The organism is Paraburkholderia sp. PGU19 (assembly GCF_013426915.1).
Taxonomy (GTDB): Bacteria; Pseudomonadota; Gammaproteobacteria; order Burkholderiales; family Burkholderiaceae; genus Paraburkholderia.
Genome location: NZ_AP023182.1, coordinates 824,563 through 842,510 on the forward strand (window position 1 = coordinate 824,563; position 17,948 = coordinate 842,510).

The window sequence follows — 17,948 nt, forward strand, 5'->3', positions numbered from 1 at the left end:
TTTCACTTCAGGTAGGCTTACCAGTCTCGCAACGGTGGGAGCTAGCCATGCGGTTGATCATCGAAGCAAGGTTGGTCGACGGAGACAGTGACACAGTCGAGGAGGGCGACGGAGTTCTGGCCGTCATTGAGCGCTCTGATTGCAGTCTTGCCGAACTCGGCCTGACTCTCGCGGAAGGGCGGTCGCTGCTGGCGAAGGTGCAGGCCGAGCTCATTTCGAAACAAGTTCAATGGTGGCTCCCAAGCCAGACCTGTTGTCAGAAATGCGGTGCGGCCTTGAGCCACAAGGACAGTCGCTCGACGGTGCTGCGCACCGTCTACGGCAAAGTAACCGTGAAGAGTCCGCGGCTGTGGTCGTGTGCTTGCCAGGAGAAAGCGCAGACGCCGCAGCGTGTGGTGCATCCCCTGTCCAGAGCGCTCATCAGGCGCATCACCCCGGAAGTGGGCGGCTCATTTGCCTTACAGACATGCCGCGGCCATGCTCAAGGAAGTGCTGCCGCTGGACAAGGGCATCTCGTCGAGCGGCATCCGGGATCGGATTCTTGACCTTGGAAATCAGCTCGACGCAGATATCGAGCGTGACATCGCGCAGCTGCCCGGGTGTGTTGCAGACGATCAGGTTCGCGAATCTAGCCATGTTGCCTCAGTGAGCGTCGACTCAGCATGGCTGCGAAATTGCGACTTCCGGACGGACGCTAGCTGCCACGTGAACATTGTTGCCGGCCGGGCGACGTTCAAGGACGGTCCTCCAAAGCTGTACGCGTATGTGCACAAGGAAGTCACCTCGGCTGCAGCTCGACTCGATCAGTTCCTCAGCCGGAACGGTGAGGCGATCGACGAACGCGTGACCGTGATCAGCGATGACGGTGGTGAATTTGCGAAGACCATCGAAGGCAGCAAGCTGGCTCGCGGCCGAATACTTGACTGGTTCCACATCGCGATGAAGTTCCGGGCGGCGCAGCGTTCCGTGTTTGGGAGCAACGTGATCGACTCCATGGAAAGGGAATCGGTGGAGGACGAGATCAATCACGCGAAGTGGCTGGTCTGGCATGGAAAGGGCAGTAAGGCACTGGAGCGAATCAAGGCACTGGACAGTCGGCTGCTGGCGAGGGAGGGATACGAATTCAAAACGTTGTGGTGGAACCTGAATAACGTTTCCATTACCTGATGAGCAATGCGCGCACGCTGGTCAACTACGGTGCCCGCCATCGCAAGGGCCTGCCGATTAGCAGCAGTATCGCGGAGTCAGCGGTGAACCACGTTGTCAGCTACCGCATGGCCAAGAAGCGACAGATGCGCTGGACAGACGAAGGGGCGCATTGCCTGGCGCAGGTACGGGTTGCGGTTTTGAACGGCGAATTCTCACCTCGTCCCATCTCGGAGCTGAAGACTGCTGCCCGGAGTTACGGCAAGTCCAACGGACCAGTGGCGGGAGGCTGGCGCCAGCCAGCGGACCGGGCTAAGTGCGCAACCATGCAGTAGAACGAGGAATCCTAAATAAATCGAGATTTCCCCAGTTATTGCGCGCTCTCGTGATATGCGTTTGAATTGTTGGTGCTTTTTTCCGGGCGATGGGTTGGACGCTCGTCGTGACACAATTCCAGGCGCTACGGAGACAGATTCCCTTCGTTCTACGCTGGCCGGGGTGACAGAGGCTGCAACCATCGGCTCGTGACACAGGCCCGGCGTCAGCGGCACCTGTCCTTCGGTCGCCATGGCCGTAGCGAACGGCCCGCAACGCCGCACGCAGGTACTTTTGGCTGGCCCGGTGTTGCGTGCCAGCCCTCCCTGGCTGAGACCCGCGGGCGTTCTCGCGGAATGCGGTTTCTGGCCGATGCAATCAGGCTGTTATCACATAAAGCGGGACCCGTTCTCACGTAAAGTGCTCCCACCGCGTCCCGATATTCTCAGCTAATGTGGTTCTACAGACCCCGATGTAATCGGTTCCCGCGTCGGAAGTTATTGAGCCGCTACACCTGGCCGTGACAAGTCCGGGCGATGTTGCACCTTGTGTGGCTCCCGCCCGCTTCGCCTTCGCGGCCCACAACAGGAGGAATCATCCGTGAGCCGCCTTGTCGTCGTTTCCAACCGCATCGCCGATCCCCGCAAACCCGCTGCCGGCGGACTCGCGGTGGCCGTGCGGGAAAGCCTGCAGCAGACCGGGGGGCTCTGGTTTGGCTGGAGCGGCAGGATTCAGGACGAAGCGGTCACCGACCCTGCAGGGCAACGCCAGCTTCACTTCCAGTCTGCCGGCGAAGTGACGCTGGCGACGCTGGATCTGAACCGGGAAGATCACGACGCGTACTACCTCGGTTACGCCAACGGCGTGCTGTGGCCTGTGTTCCACTATCGCCTGGACCTGGCCAATTTTGATACCCGCTTCGCCGCGGGCTACCGGCGGGTGAACCGGTTGTTCGCGCAGAAGCTGCTGCCGTTGCTCAAGCCCGACGATCTGGTCTGGGTGCACGATTACCATCTGATCCCACTCGCCGCCGAACTGCGCGCACTCGGATGTGGTAACCGCATCGGCTTCTTCCTGCATATTCCGATGCCGCCGCGCCTGATCATGGCGGCGATTCCGGAGCAGGAATGGCTGATGCGTTCGCTGTTCGCCTACGATCTGGTCGGCTTCCAGAGCGAGACGGACGTGACGCACTTCTCCCACTACATTGAAGCGGAAGCACAGGCTGAACAGTTGAGCCCAGAACGCTTCCGCGCCTTCAACCGGACACTCCGGGTGGGCGCGTACCCGATCGGGATCGACGTCGACGACTTCATTCGCCTCACGCAAGCGAAGGAAGGGCGGGAGACGTTTTTACGGATGCGAGAGGAATATGCGCGGCGCCGCCTGCTGCTCGGCGTCGACCGCCTCGACTATTCGAAGGGACTGCCACAACGTGTCCAGGCGTTCCGGGCATTGCTCGAGCGCTATCCGGAAAACCGCAACAGCGCTACGCTCATCCAGATTGCTTCGCCGAGCCGCGAGGATGTGAGTGCCTACGACGATCTGCGCCGCCAGATGGACGGGTTGTGCGGTGCAATCAATGGCGACTACGGCGAACTGGACTGGATGCCGGTGCGCTACATCCATCGCAATGTCGCCCGCAGGCGCTTGCCCGGGTTATACCGCGCGAGTCGAGTGGCACTGGTCACCCCTTTGCGCGACGGGATGAACCTGGTCGCGAAGGAATTCATCGCCGCCCAGGACCCTGCCGACCCGGGGATGCTGGTGTTGTCGCGCTTCGCGGGCGCCGCCGAGCAACTGAAGGAGGCGTTGCTCGTCAATCCGTACGATACACAGGGCACGGCGGAGGCGATCCAGCGTGCGCTCACGATGCCCCTCGAAGAACGGATCCAGCGGCACGAAGCGCTGCTCAGCCGGATCCGCAAGCTCGACGTTCACTGGTGGTGCTCGTCGTTTCTGCACGCGCTGAAGCATGTGGAACAGGACGTGACTGGCTGACGTCCGGAAAAAGACGGCAGTGCACGATCTCCATTGCGGGCGTGACCGCTCCCATGATGCCTGCGGAGGCTTGCAGTGGCCGCCAGTGCGTGGGCCTGCGTTGCTTCAGCCACTTTGCGGCGACCGTCGTCCGCTGTTTCACGCGGTGGCTTGCACAGCGCCTGCAACGATCGCGATCAACGGCTTCGGTTTGCGCAGACGCGCAGACTGGCGCGACACCGGCGACCCATGCGCTCGAGCAGGAGGCGGATTTCATGAAACGGTGACGAACTTATTTTGATCCAGGCTCGTCCATCCTCGTGGCGCGCAGCGTACGGTTCAGCATGGGCACGGCAGCCGACGGCTCGCCACGCCACGCGCTCCCGCTCGCGCAGACCGGGTAAGTCCAAAGGGGACCTCAGTCCGGACGACACCAGTCGCCACCACCAGACTCGAGTGCAGTTATCTGCTGTGCGGCGATCCGCGCCAGACGTTTTTCTCGCCGGTCACACTGTTCCGCTTGGATCCGCAAGCTGGCGTGCTGGCGCGAGTCGGCAACGACGCGACGGAAGGCATCCTGCCCGAGGCAGGCCCGGGACGCGCCGTCCCAACCCGCACGCGGTTCAAGATCAGCCGGCCAGACCGCGCATCGCGCCACCAGCCGGCTTTGCAGTGCGGACTCAGCCCTGCTGGGCGAAGATCTTCCAGGTCTTTTTCTGCGTCGCCGTGTCGGCTGTTTCATGTACCGGGCAGTCGAGCCGCAAGTCCGTATCTACCATCGACAGATCGAGCAGCTCGCAGCGGTGTGACGCCTTCTTCGGGTTCTTGCCCGGTTCGAAATGCGTACAGGTCACGCACATCCGGTGCGGCGGAATATGACCCTGCACCTCGAGCTGGCGGACTGTCTTCAGCAGCGTGCGATAGAAGAGCGACTGCTCTTCGACGCGCAGCGTACCGACTGCCTTCGCGAGGAAGTCCGGCCATTGCGCGGCGCGCTTCGCGGCGGTGCGGCCGCGAGCCGTCAGGCGCACGGCGAGCGCGCGGCCGTCGTCGAGCGCGCGGCGCTTTTCGACGAGACCCTTGCTTTCCAGCGTGCTCACGGCATCGCTCGTGGTCGCGGCTGTCAGCGCGGTTTCCCGTGCGATTTCGCCGAGCCGCATCGGCCCCTTGCGCTGCATCAGCAGCACGAGGATTTCGCCCTGGGTCGGCGTCAGACTCGCGCCTTCAGCCCACTCCCATGCCTGGCTTCGCATGGCCGTGCTGAGTCGCAACAGGCTGTGGGTCACCCGGCCGGTTGCCTGCTCTCCGTATACGCTTTCGCTCATGGTCTTTCGTTCGTTGTTGACAGCAAGCCTTGCGGGTTGACATCCGGGCTTCGATGCCAGCGCGCTGACAGTTTGTGGGGGCAGCGTAGCCGGGACAGGCGGCACGCCTGTTCCTCTCTTCCAAAGTAACCCGCGAAGCCGGCCTCGTTCCGACCGGTTGCACGGGCGTTGCACGCGCCCGATGGTCCGGATCGACGCCGTTGTATGTTCGAAAGCCACAACGTCGCGGACGACGAACCGATATTCTATGCGAGAGCGGCGAATCGTACAGCTAAGTTATTCAGGGCAATCCGTGAATAACGAGTATAAGCTGCGGGATTGCATGTGCGCCGCCTTTTACGAGTAGATACGCACCAACGTCGGCGGCGACAGCCATAGCCAACCTCAACGATTGCTAAATACTACTATATTTACGTGCGCAAACAGGACCGTTTGCGTTTCCAGGTACGGGTGGCGTATGCGGCGCGCAAGGCTGGGCTCATCGGACTGACGCCGACGCTCGCGGCCGGGTGCGGACCGCAGACCATGCGTGTCAATGCGATTCTGCCGGCCGCCGGGGATACGGAGATGTATTGCGGTATGAACAACACAGCCGGGTCGCAGCGTTCATCACGCATCTGCATGCGCTAAAGCGGCTCGTGCGACCTGAAGAGGTGGCACGCTCGGTCCTTTACCTGGCGTCCGACGAATCGTCGTTTGTAACCGGCACCGCGTCGCTCATCGGCGGCGATGCGTCGGGATCGCCAGCGAACAATCGAGTGGGTGAGGCGGACGGTGTCCGGAGCGCCCAGCAGTGACGGACAGGTTGCGCATGCGCCCGACTTCCCCGTTGCCGAAAGGAGGTCGCCCGCGCATGCGTCGCTCCTCGCAGCGCACGCCAGTGTGCTTCCCTTGTATCGCCCGGCTCATCCCGAGTGGCCAGGTTATGTGAAGGCCTATGCGCCTCGGACCTGGAAGAAAAAAAGCCCCTCGGACTTCCATCGCGAGGGGCGCTTCCTTTCCGGCGGCGCGGTTTAGAGCGCGGCGTCCTTCAGCTTCTTCAGCGGGCGCACTTTCAGACGCACCGAAGCGGGCTTCGCGGCGAACCACTTGTCTTCGCCCGTGAACGGGTCCTTGCCGAAGCGCTTCTTCTTTGCCGGCACGTCCTGAGCAACGACCTTCAGCAGACCCGGCAGCGTGAACTCCTTCGCACCCTTCTTGTGGACCGACGCGAGCACCGTTTCTTCCAGTGCGGCCATCAGGGCCTTCGCGGCTTTCGGCTCGACACCTGCGCGCTCGGCAAGGTGGATGGCGAGCGAAGCCTTCGTGAAGGAATCCTTGATGGGCTTCAGCGGCGCGGCAGCGACCGTCTTCTTCGTGACAGGGGCCGAAGCCTTCTTCACCACGGGCGCCTTCGGCTTTTCCTGGACTGGAGTCGCAGCTTTCTTCGGAGCCGGCTTTGCCGCAGATTTCGTTGAACTCGTTGTTGCCATGGATTCCTCGTCATTGGTCAAGTGTTGGCCCTGAGACGTTTGCCTTTGCGCAGTCACCGACAATACGCAAAGGTTCAAATCCTCAGGCTGGCGCTAGCGTAGCAACACGGATGTGAATCTGCAACGTGCGAGGCCCGAAAACAGGCGGTTTGGCGCCGGGTTAACGCAAAAGCAACGACCTGTACCCCTCCGGAGAAGGCCACGCCCACGAAAGCATCCGTGCGAAAGGGTGTGAAGCATGGCGAAAGGAGCCAACCTCTCGCGCGAGTCCAGCGTCGAATCTGCTGGCGTTCGCCGCGTCGACCGTTGCTGTTATCCGCTATCAGGTGTTCCATCCGTTCCACGCCTTTCTCAGTGGCGCAGCACTTGCCGCCGTTCGGTCAAAGCGCCCGGGGTCGTCGGCGACGCCCAGTTCGGTCAAAATACCTTCTCGGTTCCTCCGGGGTTGAGTCCCCCGGATGCAGGATCGAGCGCGGCCTGGCCTGCGTCCTCCTGAAGACAGGTGCACCCGGCGGCTCGCCCTCTCGCATAACCCACGGACTCTAACTGCACTCTTCGATCAAGGCGCACCATCGCGCCGGCAAAAGGATAGGGCGTTCCTTCATGCCAGGATTCCTCGAAAACGCCGAGCGAGACCTTCATGGCAAGCCACAATTTCACCTACAAGGACGTCAACTACAGCGTTTACCTGACCGAACAGAAGGATGGGAGTTGGGACTGGGCGTACACGATGACGAAGCCGCCCATCTACTGGAGAAGCCATGACGCGCCTGCGGGAAGTCAGGAACAGGCGATCGACGAGGCTCGTTTCCACGCGGAACGTCGAATTGACGCGCTGTAGTCCGCTCATCGCGTCTCTCCTTGTGCACACCCCACGGTCGCCCGCGGGGCCTCAGCGTAAGCATCAAACCGCGGGCGGCATCGTGCCGGGTTGCCCGATAGCTGCATAGGCGGACTCGCAGTCTTCGAATGTCGCCTCGCGGACCACTACTTGCGGCTCGACCCACGCGGCTCGTGGTTGCGGAGCGGCTTTGCGCATCGCGTTGAAAACGTCCGGCGCAAGGTCTCGATCTGTCACACGATCATGGCGGTTGATCCATGACCAACAGGGCGAAATGGCGGCATCCAGCACGGCTGCCGTCCCATTCGGAACGGGTGCCTCGTTCCGTGCTGGCGATGCGGGGACGGCGGCGCGCCGGTTCCACGCACCGATTGCTTTCGCTCCGGTGTCGTGCGAGAGGGGCGTTGGATGGCCGGGGCACTGATAGCCGGTGCAACTCGCCGCGCAGAACATCGCTGACTGACGGCGCAGACGACTCACCCATTTCACGATAACTTTCTGAGCTGGTAGTAGTCGCGCGTGCATTGCCGCGGTTCGTCGAGGAAGACGTGCCACAGCCGGTGTCGATTGCTCATTGCAGAACTCCCGTGAAAGTGAGATTGGAGTCGTCGGCGTCTCCTGTCGCCGCGCGGATCAGGCGTTGAGGTGACGCTTGATTCGACGGCCATGCAGGCGGCACGGGTTGCGGTGCGGAGGGTTTCCCGGTGACGTCAATGCATGACCTGCGCATACCCGTCGCGAATCCCGAACGCCAAGACGGCGTCCGGATCGCATGGGATTTTCAGATGCAGGTCGCGGCGGCAGGCGGACTGAGGGCCGGGGAGCCGGCGCGTCTTCGTGGGACCTGGCATTGGATTGGCTGCTTTACATCGGCAACCTGACGGACGAGCTACGCGCGCAAGTCTTGAGGTTTGTTCGACGCCTGCCCATGTCTGCGGCCTTGGAAGCACTCCCCGGCGCGTACGGGCAGGCGTTGAATCGGCCATTGCGGACGTTGGAGCGTCGGCGACTGTGAGGCAGCTCGTCGGCGCTTTGCCGACATTCGCACCGTCGCAGCATCGAATGTCAGGTACCGTTGCGAGTGGATGAGTACCTGCGACCCAATTTGGCCGGTTGGCACCGGTGCGGCCCAAAGGCCGCTTTGGAGCCCAACCGACGCTCGAACGCCATCGAGCCGCTTTCGATCACGTTCATACGGTTAGTGACAGGCTTCGTCTATCTGGTGGTCATCCTCCAGCCAGATCAGTGGACCCGTCGACCAGCGAGATCGTGCTAAGCGTCGTCGCTCGCCCGTTGGAATACGTCGACAGTGGCCTCGAGCGTCTTTCGTGCCTTTTCGCGCCGTCTGGGCGCGAGTCGCTCCGCGCCGGCGCTCCGTTCGGCCGCACCGGCAAGCAAAGCGTGAATGTCGGGTAGCGTAAAGATAGCGCCACGACTGCCCAGGTACCGTCCGGAATCTCCGTCGGGAAGACCCAGACGCGCGGTGCGACCTCTTCGAACGGTCGGTTCTCGGCGCGGGCCACCGCTTCCGTGACTGCCTTAACGAGCGCTCTACGCGACTCGTCAGTGTATTGCCCTCCGGGCGAGGGCGGAATGATCCGCTAGCGCGCCGCTTTCGAGCGTTCCCCACGCGCATGCTGACGCCGCCATAAGTTCATCATGATCAGACGGCGACCGGAAGGGACGCATCACCGCGCACAATGCCGAACAGCGGCAGATCGTCTCGTCGCGTACCAAGACGTCTAGAGTTGTTGAGTAGCTCGTCACCGGGCTCAGTGACAGCGACCGTCTGAACCCCCTCACGTTTAAAAGCCCGTCATGACAAAGATGGCGCATTTTTGCTATCGATATCGGACGATAGCGATCTCGCTACGCTCGATGGTCGACACATAGATGTGCCGATGCGTACTGTTCGACTCCCGATACGTGTGCGTGTTGTAGACGATAGCAGCATCGCCACCTGCTTGCCGAACCGCGTCGGCGATCCCTGACGTCGTGCCGTAAATGCCGGGCACCGGCAGCCAGTTGGTCACGGTAGTCCGCGTGACGACGTCATACGGACGGGTGGGCGCGCCATGCATCCAGACATCAATACCGTCGACTACTTCTGGTCCCTGATTGAATGTGGAGCCTGCAGAGGGCCCGCTGAGCAAGCTGTCCATAGGTTGCGGCAATGAGCAACCGGCGATGCAGAGCACGAAGGAGCACGAGACAGCCCAGCGTGAAGATAAGGGAAAGCGCATGTGAGAGTTTCATATCGGGACGCACACCAACAGGTGCCAAGGTTACCCATCACGTTTCGGCAGCGGCAGCAGAGCAACCTCAAACTCGCGATGGCGGGCAAAGCGGAGTTGCCATGCCCAAGCTCATTCTGGACGCCCTAGACCACGACGGAAAGCGTGACATGGTCGCAATAGCGGCCACGTTGATGTGCTCGACGGCCACGCATCGGTAGCGCGCCTCGCCGTGGCCGGAACTGGTGCCGTTCTGACCGTCAGCCTCATTTCGAGCCCTTCATAATTTCTCTGACCGCTAGCGCCCCGTGCCCAGCGAGCGGTCGTTTGGAACTGGTTGAAAATTGAAAGGAGTTATGAATGGCATTGCTTGAACTGCATTCGGATACGCTTGAATCGATCATCGCACCGGACAGGATCGTGGTCGTCGATTTCTGGGCGCCCTGGTGCGGACCATGCCGGCATTTTGCACCCGTGTTCGAGGCCGCCGCCTCAGCGTTTCCGGACATCGACTTCGTGAAGGTCAACACGGAAGAACGCTGGGATCTCGCAGCGGCGGCCAGCATACGGTCTGTACCGACGCTGATGATCCTTCGCGAGGGCATTCTCGTCTATCGGCAGATGGGCGCGCATTCCGATTCGCAGTTGACTTCGGTCATCTCGACGACGAGGTCATTGAACATGAACGAAGTCCGCGCGCATGTCGCGCATTCGTTTAGCCATTACGAATAGCAATCGGGAGACGGCATGTGCCGTCTCCCGTGCGACGTCTCGTGCTGCCCGTAGCCGGAGTGCAGTGTCTCAACTGGCGGCAATAGCCTGCCGCACCGTCTCCAGCAGCGCCGGACCCTCGCCGCGAAAGCGCTGGCGATATTCGATCGGCGTCACGCCGAGACGCCGGATGAACGCGCGGCGCAAGCTGTTCTGGTCACTGAACCCGCACACGTATGCCACTTTCTTGAGGGGCGTGTCGCTTTCCTCGAGCATTCGTCTGGCAGCCTGCACGCGCGCAATTTCGACGAAATCGCCGGGCGTCGTGCCCGTCTCGCGCTTGAACATCCGCGAAAAGTTTCTGACGCTCATTCCCGCCCGACCGGCTAGCACTTCGACGGAAAGGTCCGCCGACAGATCGTTGAGGATCGATTCCTGAATGTCCCGCAACGGGCTACGTTCGGTGACCTGCGCCGCCAGATGCAGACTGTATTGTGATTGACCGCCAGGGCGTTTGACGAACATCACGAGTTCACGGGCAACGCGCAATGCCACGCCACGGCCGTGATCTTCTTCGACCAGAGCGAGTGCGAGATCCATTCCAGCCGTTACGCCCGCAGACGTGTACACAGGACCATCCTTGACGAAGATATGGTCAGGTTCGACACGCACGTTCGGATAGCTCTTTGCGAGCCGTGCCGCTGAATTCCAGTGCGTGGTCGCGCGCCTGCCCGTGAGCAAGCCTGCACGAGCGAGCAGGAACGCGCCCGAACAGACGGAGCCTAGCCGGCGCACGTAGCGGGACTGTCCGACGAGCCACGCAATCAACTCCCCATTCTCTTCATACTCGTTAATGCGCGGGCTTCCGGCCACGAGCAGGGTGTCGATGTCGCAGGGTGCGTCGGCGATCGACGCATCGGGAAGAAACCGCATGCCATTCGACGCGGAGAGAGTTTCAAGGGTAGGGGCGACGGTCAGCAGTGCGTAGGCGTTCGGATCGCCGAGCTGACAGTTCGCTTCGGTAAACACGTCCATTGGCCCGGCAAGGTCGAGCATCTGGACGCCGGGAAACACCAAGAGAGCGATTCGCATCATGACTCCGGACGCTGATCGATTGAAGCTATCTGCATTGTATGCGCCAGGACGCCGTCACCAGAACCGATGGCAGGAAATGGGCCGAGTGTGGCCGTTATTTCGCATCACGCCTCATTCGTGACCCGATGCGGCTTTCCGTCCGTGCGTGTCCTGACCTTATCGCAACTTGACCGTTTCTGACGGCTTCCCACGGCTTACCTCGATGCCATTCGTTGGCAGAATGGGACGGCCATGATCTGGCAATTGGGTGTTCTTTTTTTGTAGGGAGGTGCATCAGGTGGCTTGGTTTTGTGTGTTCCTGGCGGGCGTTTTCGAGATTCTCTTCGCCACTGGTCTGAAGTATTGCGCAGGATTCACACGCTTTTGGCCAACGCTCGGCACCGCGCTGTCGCTGCTCGCCAGCATGACGCTTCTGGCAGCTTCTGTGCGGACTTTGCCCATCGGTAGCGCTTATGCCGTGTGGACGGGCATTGGCGCAGCGGGTACGGCCATTCTTGGCGTCTATCTCTTCGGCGATTCCGCGTCGCCTGCCCGGATGGCCTTTCTCGGGTGCATCGTCGTCGGCGTGATCGGTCTGAAAATGGCTTCGTAGTCCGGCCTGGCGTTCTGGCGTCGTCATCCGCCACGGCGGTTCAGTCTTATTTTTTTGCAGGTTCTTACATGCTAGACAAGGTTCTGGGCGCAAAGCTCCAGGTCTGGATGGAGCGCGTTCGAAACGGGCTCGATCTTCCTGTTCGTTTGACTCTATGGAACGGTATCAGTCACGACCTCGGGTCGTTCGATACACCTCTCGTATCGCTGCGCATCAATGACATCGGCGCTATCGGTGCGTTTCTCGACCCGAGCCTCGATACGCTTGGCGAGGCCTACGTGCGGGAATCAATCGATATCGACGGCAAGGTGGCCGATATCGTTGATGTCGCCTACAAGCTGGCCACGCTGCCGGCAACATCGACAGGCGGCGCGAGCCTGGCGGGCAAGCTGATGCGCAAGTTCGCGCATACGAAGAGCGATGACAAGGCGGCGATTCAATACCACTACGACGTGTCGAACGACTTCTACCGCCTCTGGCTCGACAGGAAGATGGTCTATTCGTGCGGCTACTTCGAATATGGTCTTGAAACGCTCGACGAAGCGCAAGAAAAGAAGATCGACCTGATCCTGTCGAAAATAAGGCTCAGGCGCGGGCACACACTGCTCGATATCGGATGTGGCTGGGGTGCGCTGGTCATCCGGGCGGCGCAGCGCTTCGGAACGCATTGCGTTGGCATTACGCTATCCGAACGACAGTACGATCTTGCACTCGAGCGGGTTCGCGAAGCACAGGTCGCCGATCTCGTCGAGATCCGTCTTCAGGACTACCGGGACGTGACGGGCAAATTCGACCGGATCACGAGCGTCGGCATGTTCGAGCATGTCGGGCGAGACAATCTCGAGGAATACTTCTCGCGTATCCAGTCGCTATTGACCGACAACGGCATTGCGATGAATCACGGCATCACGTCGACTGATGCTGAGAGCGGCGATTCTCCTCACGGCGGCGGAACCTTCATCGACAAATACGTATTCCCTGCGGGAGAACTGCCGCACATCTCACTGGCGCTGAAGACGATGCAGTCGGGCGGACTGGAGCCCCTTGACGTCGAGAACCTCCGCCGACACTACGTGCGTACGCTTGCGCACTGGACCGAGCATTTCGAAGCGCAGGCGCAGCGCATCCGCGCAATGGTAGGTGAAACGAAGTACCGGATCTGGCGCGTGTATCTGGCGGGTTGCGCGCACGCATTCGCTGTGGACAACGTGTCGATCTTCCAGATCGTGTGCCAGAAGTCGCGGCAGCCGGCGGCCGTCATTCCCTGGTCGCGTCGCTACATGTACCGCTGATCCGTTTCACAACGCGTGGCGTGCGGACGTGCGTCACGCGGTTAGTGAGTTGCCGTAGCATCCATCGTTCATTCAGGGAGATGCGACTTGTCATCCGCGTTCATCCCACTCCTGATGCATTCGAAACGGTCGACTGAATGCGTCATTCATTTCCGCTTACCCGTGTCATCCGATGACGAGCGATTCATCATCGCCGCGGTGGAACTGGTTGTTGATGGTTTCGATGTCGAACTGGTGTGGTCCCGAATTGAAGGACGCCACGCAACGTGCGTCGTGCCGTATGAAGTCGTTGAATCGTTCCTGAATGCGCTGCTCGATGCTCTGCTCTTCGCTTCCGGGCAAGGGCAGCAGCCAGTTCACTTTTGCACAGACGAAACAAAACCTCCACGCCCGTGACGATAGCGGTGCGTGGAGGTTGGTGTGACGCAAGACCTGCTGCGGCATGAAATTCACGCCGCAGCATCCATGCTTATGCGCCGAGAAGCTTGCCGTTGAACAGGAAGTGCAGCGTCCGGATGAACAGCACGGCGATCGCAATGGTGAGAAGCGTGAGCAGAGCGATCGCAATGAACGTCACGGGCCAGGCTTGCACGAACATCGAGTACTTCAGCGACGCGCTCGTCAGCGCGGCCATCGGAAAGCTGATCGCCCACCAGCCAGCCGCAAACGGGATGCCCCTACGGAACACCTTGAACGCCAGCGTCACGAACACGAACAGACCAAAGTAGAAAAGCAGGCCCGCAAACGTATCGACGTGCTGCGTGAAGTTCGTGTACGCGAGGAAGCCGACTTCGAACGGCGCGATCAGAATCACCATCGAGGGCACCATCCCGACGGGCAGCGGCTCGTGATGGATCAGGCGCGACATGATCATCGTGAAGAACAGCAGCGCGATCATCGCGCCAACGGCGAGCCCGAACAGGTTGATTTCATGTGCCCACGGCATCGGCATCGTGCCGCCGGCCACGGCAATGTCGAGTGTCGCCACGCCCGGTATCAGCCACGCCGGAACCGCGTGGCCTGCATCGATCTTGCCCTGCAGCAAACGGCCCGCGATCACGAACGAGAGCGCCACCGTGCTGATGGTGCCGATCGTCCAGACCACTTCGGAAAGCAACAGGCTGACGGGCGCGATGACGGATGACAGCAGCAGGATCGCAATCGTGATCGTGCCGAAAAAGTTGCCTGCAATCGGGTGACGGAATTCGCCGGCCACTGCACCGGGATGCCTGAGCCACTTGACGAGGTATCCGCCGCCGAGCAGCAGGAAAACCACAACGGCGAGCGTGCCGATTGCGCCTGATATATAGGGACTCGCGCCGAATTCGTGGCTCGCCAGCCGCCACGCGAGGGAGAGGCCGGCGATACCCATCACGGAGCCAAACAGGTTCACTGGCAGATTCTTGATGGAAGCACTATTTCGGGCAACTTGCGAGCCAGGGGAAGAAAGCGTGGACATGATGAACCTCCTGAATATTGTGAATCCGATCGGGCGTGGGCCCGGTTTCTTGGAACAAATTCTGGTTCATGAATCGCGTGGCCGAAAGTAGCTCAACGATCAAATTTCGGCCATCGAAGGGCAGAGAACGGCCAGTCGGTCACGAGGCGTTCTGAAGTTCGCCTGAGACGGGCAACGCTCAGCGTTCAAGCGGCGTTGTGCCGAGAACGGCGGCCGCGTTGCGCCTGAGCGTCTGCGTTCCGCTGAAGCCGCACAACTGGGCGATCTGCGCAATGGAGTGAGTGGATTGGACGAGCAATCGCATCGCTCGCATGACGCGTTGCGTGCGCACGAATTCGAGCGGCGTGGTGCCCGTTTCGCGGACGAACACGCGTGCGAAATGACGCTCGCTCATCCCGGCGCGGGCAGCGAGACGGGACACGCAAAGATCTGCCGACGGGTGCGACAGGATGTAATGCTGAAGTTCGCGGATGCAGGCGCGTTTGCCCATGCGAAGACAGGGTCGCGCGGCCCGTTTCATTGACGTTCGACAGCAGGTGTCGAGACGTTGAGCAAGTTGCGACGCGGCGAACTGCCCGAAGTCGTCTCTGACGATTTCAAGCGCAAGCTCGACGCTGGATTCCGGGCCGAACGCCGTCAAGACCTTGCCGTCACGTATGAAGGATTGATCGGACATCGCGATGACAGTCGGCCATCGTTGCGAGAACCGTCGAAGCGCGGCAGGGTGAAGCGCGACCGTGCATCCGTCAAGCAGACCCGCGCTCGCAAGCAACGGTACCGCCTCGCCGACTGCGCCGATGCGGCGCGCCTTTTGCCCCGCAGCGGCGATCCATTCGATGAGCGCCGCAGCGGTCGGCGACCGGTCCGATTCGCCGCCCGCGATCAGCAGCGTGTCGAAATCGGGCGCGGTGGTTGCAATGGTCGAATCGGCCATCACGGCGAGGCCGGCTTTCCCCGTCACATACGGGAAGTCCAGTCCGATCAGCTGGAAGCGGTAGTGGCCGCCGTTGAGAGAGCCTTCATCGACCAGGCTGAGTGTGTCCATTGCCGCAACAAGGTCCGACGCCCTGTGACGCGGCAGGACAAGGATTCCGATATGCATCGTTGCCCCCGATTCGTTGAACGCAATCGAGTGTATGGCTGCGGTGTGATCCGGATCGCGGCATGGCGCTTTGTTGACGCGTTGTGTCCGGAAACGAAGCCGCGTGCGCAGCGCATCGGATACAGCATCGGCATGCGTGTGCGGAGATGGCCGTTTGATGCCCTTCTTTGGCTTGCGTTCGAATCTCGCGCGCATGGACTCCATAGCGCTGCCGGCCGACAATGCTCGTCAGTTTGCAGTGCGTCGTAAGCATGCAGATATCCGAACTATATTGATGGAGAAGCAAGTGACTCCCATAACGCTATATCACGATGGCTGCTCGATCTGCGTCGCAGTGGTCGAGAGCATGGACACGTTGATCGACAAGACCCGCTTTGCGCTGCGTGTCGTCAATCTGTCGGAACGGCGAGATGCGGTAGCGGAAGCTGAAGCGCTACACGTATCGCGTTTGCCGTCGCTCGTGTTCGGCGGGCAAGTGATCGAGATCGACCCGCATGCACCGATTTCGGAGTTCAGGGAGCCTGAGTGGCATGTTGGTCCCTCGCCGGAGAGCCTTTGAACCGTACGGTCAAACGTTCGCGGCGTCGCTATTCAATCTCTGTCACCGTCTGGGGCAAGAGCATGTCGAACACACAGTTGATCAACGTCATTTCGAAGATCGATCGCGTCAGCAAGGATGCGCATGCGCAGATGTCCGCGCCGCAACTGCGCGAAGGACTGAAGGCGCTTTACGGACCTCTGCCCGTCAATCCTCGAGCAAGCTTCAGAACCGTCGACTCCCCGGGTTCAAGGGACTCCATTGCAACGCGCCACAGGGGTTGGCCGATAAGGCGATCCTCTTTCTGCACGGTGGAGGATTCGTGATGGGTGAGCCCGAGACGTTCCGCACATTGATCGCCGAGATCGCCGTGCGCACGACGGCGAACGTGTATGCGCTCGATTACCGGCGGGCGCCGGAGCATCCTTACCCCGCCGCCTTCGATGACACCGTTGCCGCGTGGTGCTGGCTGCTGCAGCAGGGATACGCGCCAGAGTCGATCGCGCTCGTCGGCGATTCGGCGGGAGGAGGACTGTGCGCGTCGCTGATGCTGGATCTGAAGCGTCGCTGTCTCGCTCTGCCGTCTGCGGCGTTCCTGATTTCGCCGTGGCTCGATTTGAGCATGTCGGGGCCATCCGTCGTGACAAAGGCGAGTGTCGATCCCGTCGTTTCACTGGAAGGTCTTGCATTCTTTGCACAAAGCTACTTGCGTGGACAGTCGGACACCACGCGGTTCGCGTCGCCGCTGTTTGGCGACCTGGATGGTTTGCCGCCGTTGCTGATTCACGTCGGCGGCAACGAGACATTGCTCGACGATTCGGTGCGCTTCGCGGGCAAGGCGGGTGCTGCGCAGGCGAGAGTGCGCCTCGATATCTGGCCTCGAATGATCCATGAATGGCACATATGGCATTCCGTCCTCGACGAAGCGAATGCTGCGCTCGAAGAAGGTGCCCTGTTCCTTCGCGAGCATCTCGGCATCGACATGCACCGGGCGTCCGCCGACGCCTCTACGATTGCCTAAGAGAGCGCTCGAACCATGCCGATATTGCACGTGAATGGTGTCGACCTCAGTGTCTCGATAGAAGGGAAGGGCCCGCCGCTGCTTTTTCTTCATGGACTGGGCGCGAGCGGACGTGTGTGGTCGAAGGAGGTCGAGTCGTTCAAGCCGTACTTCACGACGGTCGCAATCGACGCGCGAGGTCATGGCGAATCGGCGCGTCCTGCGCACTATACGCTCGACGACCATATCGACGATGCCGCAGGCGTCCTCGATGTGCTCGGGATGACGGACGCTCGTGTCGTTGGATCGTCGATGGGCAGTTACGTCGCGCAAGGTCTCGCTGCGAAATACCCCGCGCGCATTCACAGCCTGGTGCTCGTCGTGCCGAAGTGTCATGGCGAGACATCGTCATCGGCGCGGCTGATTGCGGAACATGCCGACGAATTCAATGGCATGACACATGACGAGCAGCAGGAATATCTGCTGAAACTGTCCTTCGGCCCTTACGCGAGCGAGCCAACGCGAGCGACGTGGATCAGTGAGGAGCGTCGCTTTCCATTGACGCCCCCGGAATGGGCATCGGCCGCAGCGGCGTTGACGGGCTTCGATCTGAGGCCAGCGCTGCCGCGCGTAAAGGCCAATACGCTGGTCATGTCCGGACGCTACGACAGGCTTAACACCGTGCAGGACGGTCAGGCGTGCGCGAGCCTGATTTCCGACGTGGAATTCGTCGAGATGATGCGTTCAGGTCATTTTCCCAACGTCGAGGAGCCGACGCTCTACATCACGTTGCTGCATGAATTTCTTGCGGGCTGGTGATAAGGCTATTCTGCGCACAAGGAACGT

At 61.0% G+C, this 17,948-nt stretch carries 18 protein-coding genes and 1 pseudogene; 12 read left to right on the forward strand and 7 right to left on the reverse strand.

The features are described from left to right. The first annotated feature begins 47 nt into the window (after window positions 1–47). The 3 genes from H1204_RS44135 to otsA all read left to right on the forward strand — a co-directional run bounded on the left by H1204_RS44135 (window position 48) and on the right by otsA (window position 3,462). On the forward strand, window positions 48–545 hold the full coding sequence (locus H1204_RS44135) for a hypothetical protein (protein WP_180735297.1): 498 nt from the start codon (window positions 48–50) through the stop codon (window positions 543–545). Then, a complete protein-coding gene (locus H1204_RS44140) occupies window positions 478–1,167 on the forward strand; it encodes a hypothetical protein (RefSeq protein ID WP_180735298.1) in 690 nt (229 codons plus the stop codon). Before H1204_RS44135 ends, H1204_RS44140 begins: the two co-directional genes overlap by 68 nt. A gap of 894 nt (window positions 1,168–2,061) precedes the next feature. Beyond that, the gene (gene otsA / locus H1204_RS44145) at window positions 2,062–3,462 is read left to right on the forward strand and encodes an alpha,alpha-trehalose-phosphate synthase (UDP-forming) (RefSeq protein WP_180735299.1); all 1,401 of its coding nucleotides are present in this window, start codon (window positions 2,062–2,064) and stop codon (window positions 3,460–3,462) included. Window positions 3,463–4,121: 659 nt separating this feature from the next. Here the strand turns inward: otsA and H1204_RS44150 are convergent. Continuing rightward, on the reverse strand, window positions 4,122–4,766 hold the full coding sequence (locus H1204_RS44150) for a MarR family winged helix-turn-helix transcriptional regulator (RefSeq protein WP_180735300.1): 645 nt from the start codon (window positions 4,764–4,766) through the stop codon (window positions 4,122–4,124). Between the two features lie 453 nt (window positions 4,767–5,219). Between H1204_RS44150 and H1204_RS44155 the strand changes: the two are divergent. After that, window positions 5,220–5,563, forward strand: a pseudogene (locus H1204_RS44155) (SDR family oxidoreductase); the annotation flags it as partial. A gap of 216 nt (window positions 5,564–5,779) precedes the next feature. Here the strand turns inward: H1204_RS44155 and H1204_RS44160 are convergent. After that, window positions 5,780–6,238, reverse strand: a complete 459-nt coding sequence (locus H1204_RS44160; protein WP_180735301.1) for an HU family DNA-binding protein — start codon at window positions 6,236–6,238, stop codon at window positions 5,780–5,782. Between the two features lie 640 nt (window positions 6,239–6,878). Between H1204_RS44160 and H1204_RS44165 the strand changes: the two genes are divergently transcribed. Then, the gene (locus H1204_RS44165) at window positions 6,879–7,079 is read left to right on the forward strand and encodes a hypothetical protein (protein WP_180735303.1); all 201 of its coding nucleotides are present in this window, start codon (window positions 6,879–6,881) and stop codon (window positions 7,077–7,079) included. 1,841 nt (window positions 7,080–8,920) lie between these two features. Here H1204_RS44165 and H1204_RS44175 read toward each other — a convergent pair. Next, entirely contained in the window at window positions 8,921–9,241 is a 321-nt protein-coding gene (locus tag H1204_RS44175; RefSeq protein WP_180735304.1) for a hypothetical protein, read from the reverse strand. Between the two features lie 432 nt (window positions 9,242–9,673). Between H1204_RS44175 and trxA the strand changes: the two genes are divergently transcribed. Beyond that, complete coding sequence (trxA, locus tag H1204_RS44180; RefSeq protein WP_180735306.1) at window positions 9,674–10,045, forward strand: thioredoxin; 372 nt, start codon at window positions 9,674–9,676, stop codon at window positions 10,043–10,045. Window positions 10,046–10,114: 69 nt separating this feature from the next. On the opposite strand, the gene H1204_RS44185 is transcribed toward trxA, so the two are convergent. Then, window positions 10,115–11,116: a GlxA family transcriptional regulator gene (locus tag H1204_RS44185; RefSeq protein WP_180736320.1), complete on the reverse strand. Its 1,002-nt coding sequence runs from the start codon at window positions 11,114–11,116 to the stop codon at window positions 10,115–10,117. A gap of 280 nt (window positions 11,117–11,396) precedes the next feature. Here H1204_RS44185 and H1204_RS44190 point away from each other — a divergent pair, with 280 nt between their 5' ends. Further along, window positions 11,397–11,711, forward strand: a complete 315-nt coding sequence (locus tag H1204_RS44190; RefSeq protein WP_028367987.1) for an SMR family transporter — start codon at window positions 11,397–11,399, stop codon at window positions 11,709–11,711. 107 nt (window positions 11,712–11,818) lie between these two features. Beyond that, the gene (locus H1204_RS44195; protein WP_274608292.1) at window positions 11,819–13,003 is read left to right on the forward strand and encodes a cyclopropane-fatty-acyl-phospholipid synthase family protein; all 1,185 of its coding nucleotides are present in this window, start codon (window positions 11,819–11,821) and stop codon (window positions 13,001–13,003) included. Between the two features lie 165 nt (window positions 13,004–13,168). Here H1204_RS44195 and H1204_RS44200 read toward each other — a convergent pair whose 3' ends face one another. From H1204_RS44200 to H1204_RS44210, 3 genes are all read right to left on the reverse strand, one after another. Further along, complete coding sequence (locus H1204_RS44200) at window positions 13,169–13,456, reverse strand: hypothetical protein (protein ID WP_180735310.1); 288 nt, start codon at window positions 13,454–13,456, stop codon at window positions 13,169–13,171. 16 nt (window positions 13,457–13,472) lie between these two features. Continuing rightward, window positions 13,473–14,462 (reverse strand): SLAC1 anion channel family protein, encoded by a 990-nt coding sequence (locus H1204_RS44205; RefSeq protein ID WP_180735312.1) that lies wholly within the window; start codon window positions 14,460–14,462, stop codon window positions 13,473–13,475. A 178-nt stretch (window positions 14,463–14,640) separates the two neighbouring features. After that, a complete protein-coding gene (locus H1204_RS44210) occupies window positions 14,641–15,507 on the reverse strand; it encodes a helix-turn-helix domain-containing protein (protein ID WP_180735313.1) in 867 nt (288 codons plus the stop codon). A 343-nt stretch (window positions 15,508–15,850) separates the two neighbouring features. Between H1204_RS44210 and H1204_RS44215 the strand changes: the two genes are divergently transcribed. Genes H1204_RS44215 through H1204_RS44230 form a run of 4 tightly spaced genes read left to right on the forward strand, consistent with a single transcriptional unit; the run spans window position 15,851 to window position 17,921 of the window. Then, complete coding sequence (locus H1204_RS44215; protein WP_180735314.1) at window positions 15,851–16,123, forward strand: hypothetical protein; 273 nt, start codon at window positions 15,851–15,853, stop codon at window positions 16,121–16,123. Further along, entirely contained in the window at window positions 16,120–16,428 is a 309-nt protein-coding gene (locus tag H1204_RS44220; protein WP_180735315.1) for a hypothetical protein, read from the forward strand. Before H1204_RS44215 ends, H1204_RS44220 begins: the two co-directional genes overlap by 4 nt. After that, window positions 16,428–17,123 carry an alpha/beta hydrolase gene (locus H1204_RS44225; protein WP_180735316.1) on the forward strand — a complete coding sequence of 232 codons (696 nt, stop codon included), beginning with the start codon at window positions 16,428–16,430 and terminating at the stop codon, window positions 17,121–17,123. The genes H1204_RS44220 and H1204_RS44225 overlap by 1 nt, the downstream gene beginning before the upstream one ends. A gap of 15 nt (window positions 17,124–17,138) precedes the next feature. After that, entirely contained in the window at window positions 17,139–17,921 is a 783-nt protein-coding gene (locus H1204_RS44230) for an alpha/beta hydrolase (RefSeq protein ID WP_180735317.1), read from the forward strand. Window positions 17,922–17,948 lie beyond the last annotated feature (27 nt).

Bases quoted from the DNA above. Each gene is read 5' to 3' on its own strand.
- H1204_RS44225 (WP_180735316.1), top strand. From the start codon at position 16,428: ATGGGTGAGCCCGAGACGTTCCGCACATTGATCGCCGAGATCGCCGTG.
- H1204_RS44230 (WP_180735317.1), top strand. From the start codon at position 17,139: ATGCCGATATTGCACGTGAATGGTGTCGACCTCAGTGTCTCGATAGAA.
- H1204_RS44135 (WP_180735297.1), top strand. From the start codon at position 48: ATGCGGTTGATCATCGAAGCAAGGTTGGTCGACGGAGACAGTGACACA.
- H1204_RS44140 (WP_180735298.1), top strand. From the start codon at position 478: ATGCTCAAGGAAGTGCTGCCGCTGGACAAGGGCATCTCGTCGAGCGGC.
- H1204_RS44185 (WP_180736320.1), bottom strand. From the start codon at position 11,116: ATGCGAATCGCTCTCTTGGTGTTTCCCGGCGTCCAGATGCTCGACCTT.
- H1204_RS44160 (WP_180735301.1), bottom strand. From the start codon at position 6,238: ATGGCAACAACGAGTTCAACGAAATCTGCGGCAAAGCCGGCTCCGAAG.
- H1204_RS44150 (WP_180735300.1), bottom strand. From the start codon at position 4,766: ATGAGCGAAAGCGTATACGGAGAGCAGGCAACCGGCCGGGTGACCCAC.
- H1204_RS44210 (WP_180735313.1), bottom strand. From the start codon at position 15,507: ATGGACACACTCAGCCTGGTCGATGAAGGCTCTCTCAACGGCGGCCAC.
- H1204_RS44165 (WP_180735303.1), top strand. From the start codon at position 6,879: ATGGCAAGCCACAATTTCACCTACAAGGACGTCAACTACAGCGTTTAC.
- H1204_RS44205 (WP_180735312.1), bottom strand. From the start codon at position 14,462: ATGTCCACGCTTTCTTCCCCTGGCTCGCAAGTTGCCCGAAATAGTGCT.
- H1204_RS44175 (WP_180735304.1), bottom strand. From the start codon at position 9,241: ATGGACAGCTTGCTCAGCGGGCCCTCTGCAGGCTCCACATTCAATCAG.
- H1204_RS44195 (WP_274608292.1), top strand. From the start codon at position 11,819: ATGGAGCGCGTTCGAAACGGGCTCGATCTTCCTGTTCGTTTGACTCTA.
- trxA (WP_180735306.1), top strand. From the start codon at position 9,674: ATGGCATTGCTTGAACTGCATTCGGATACGCTTGAATCGATCATCGCA.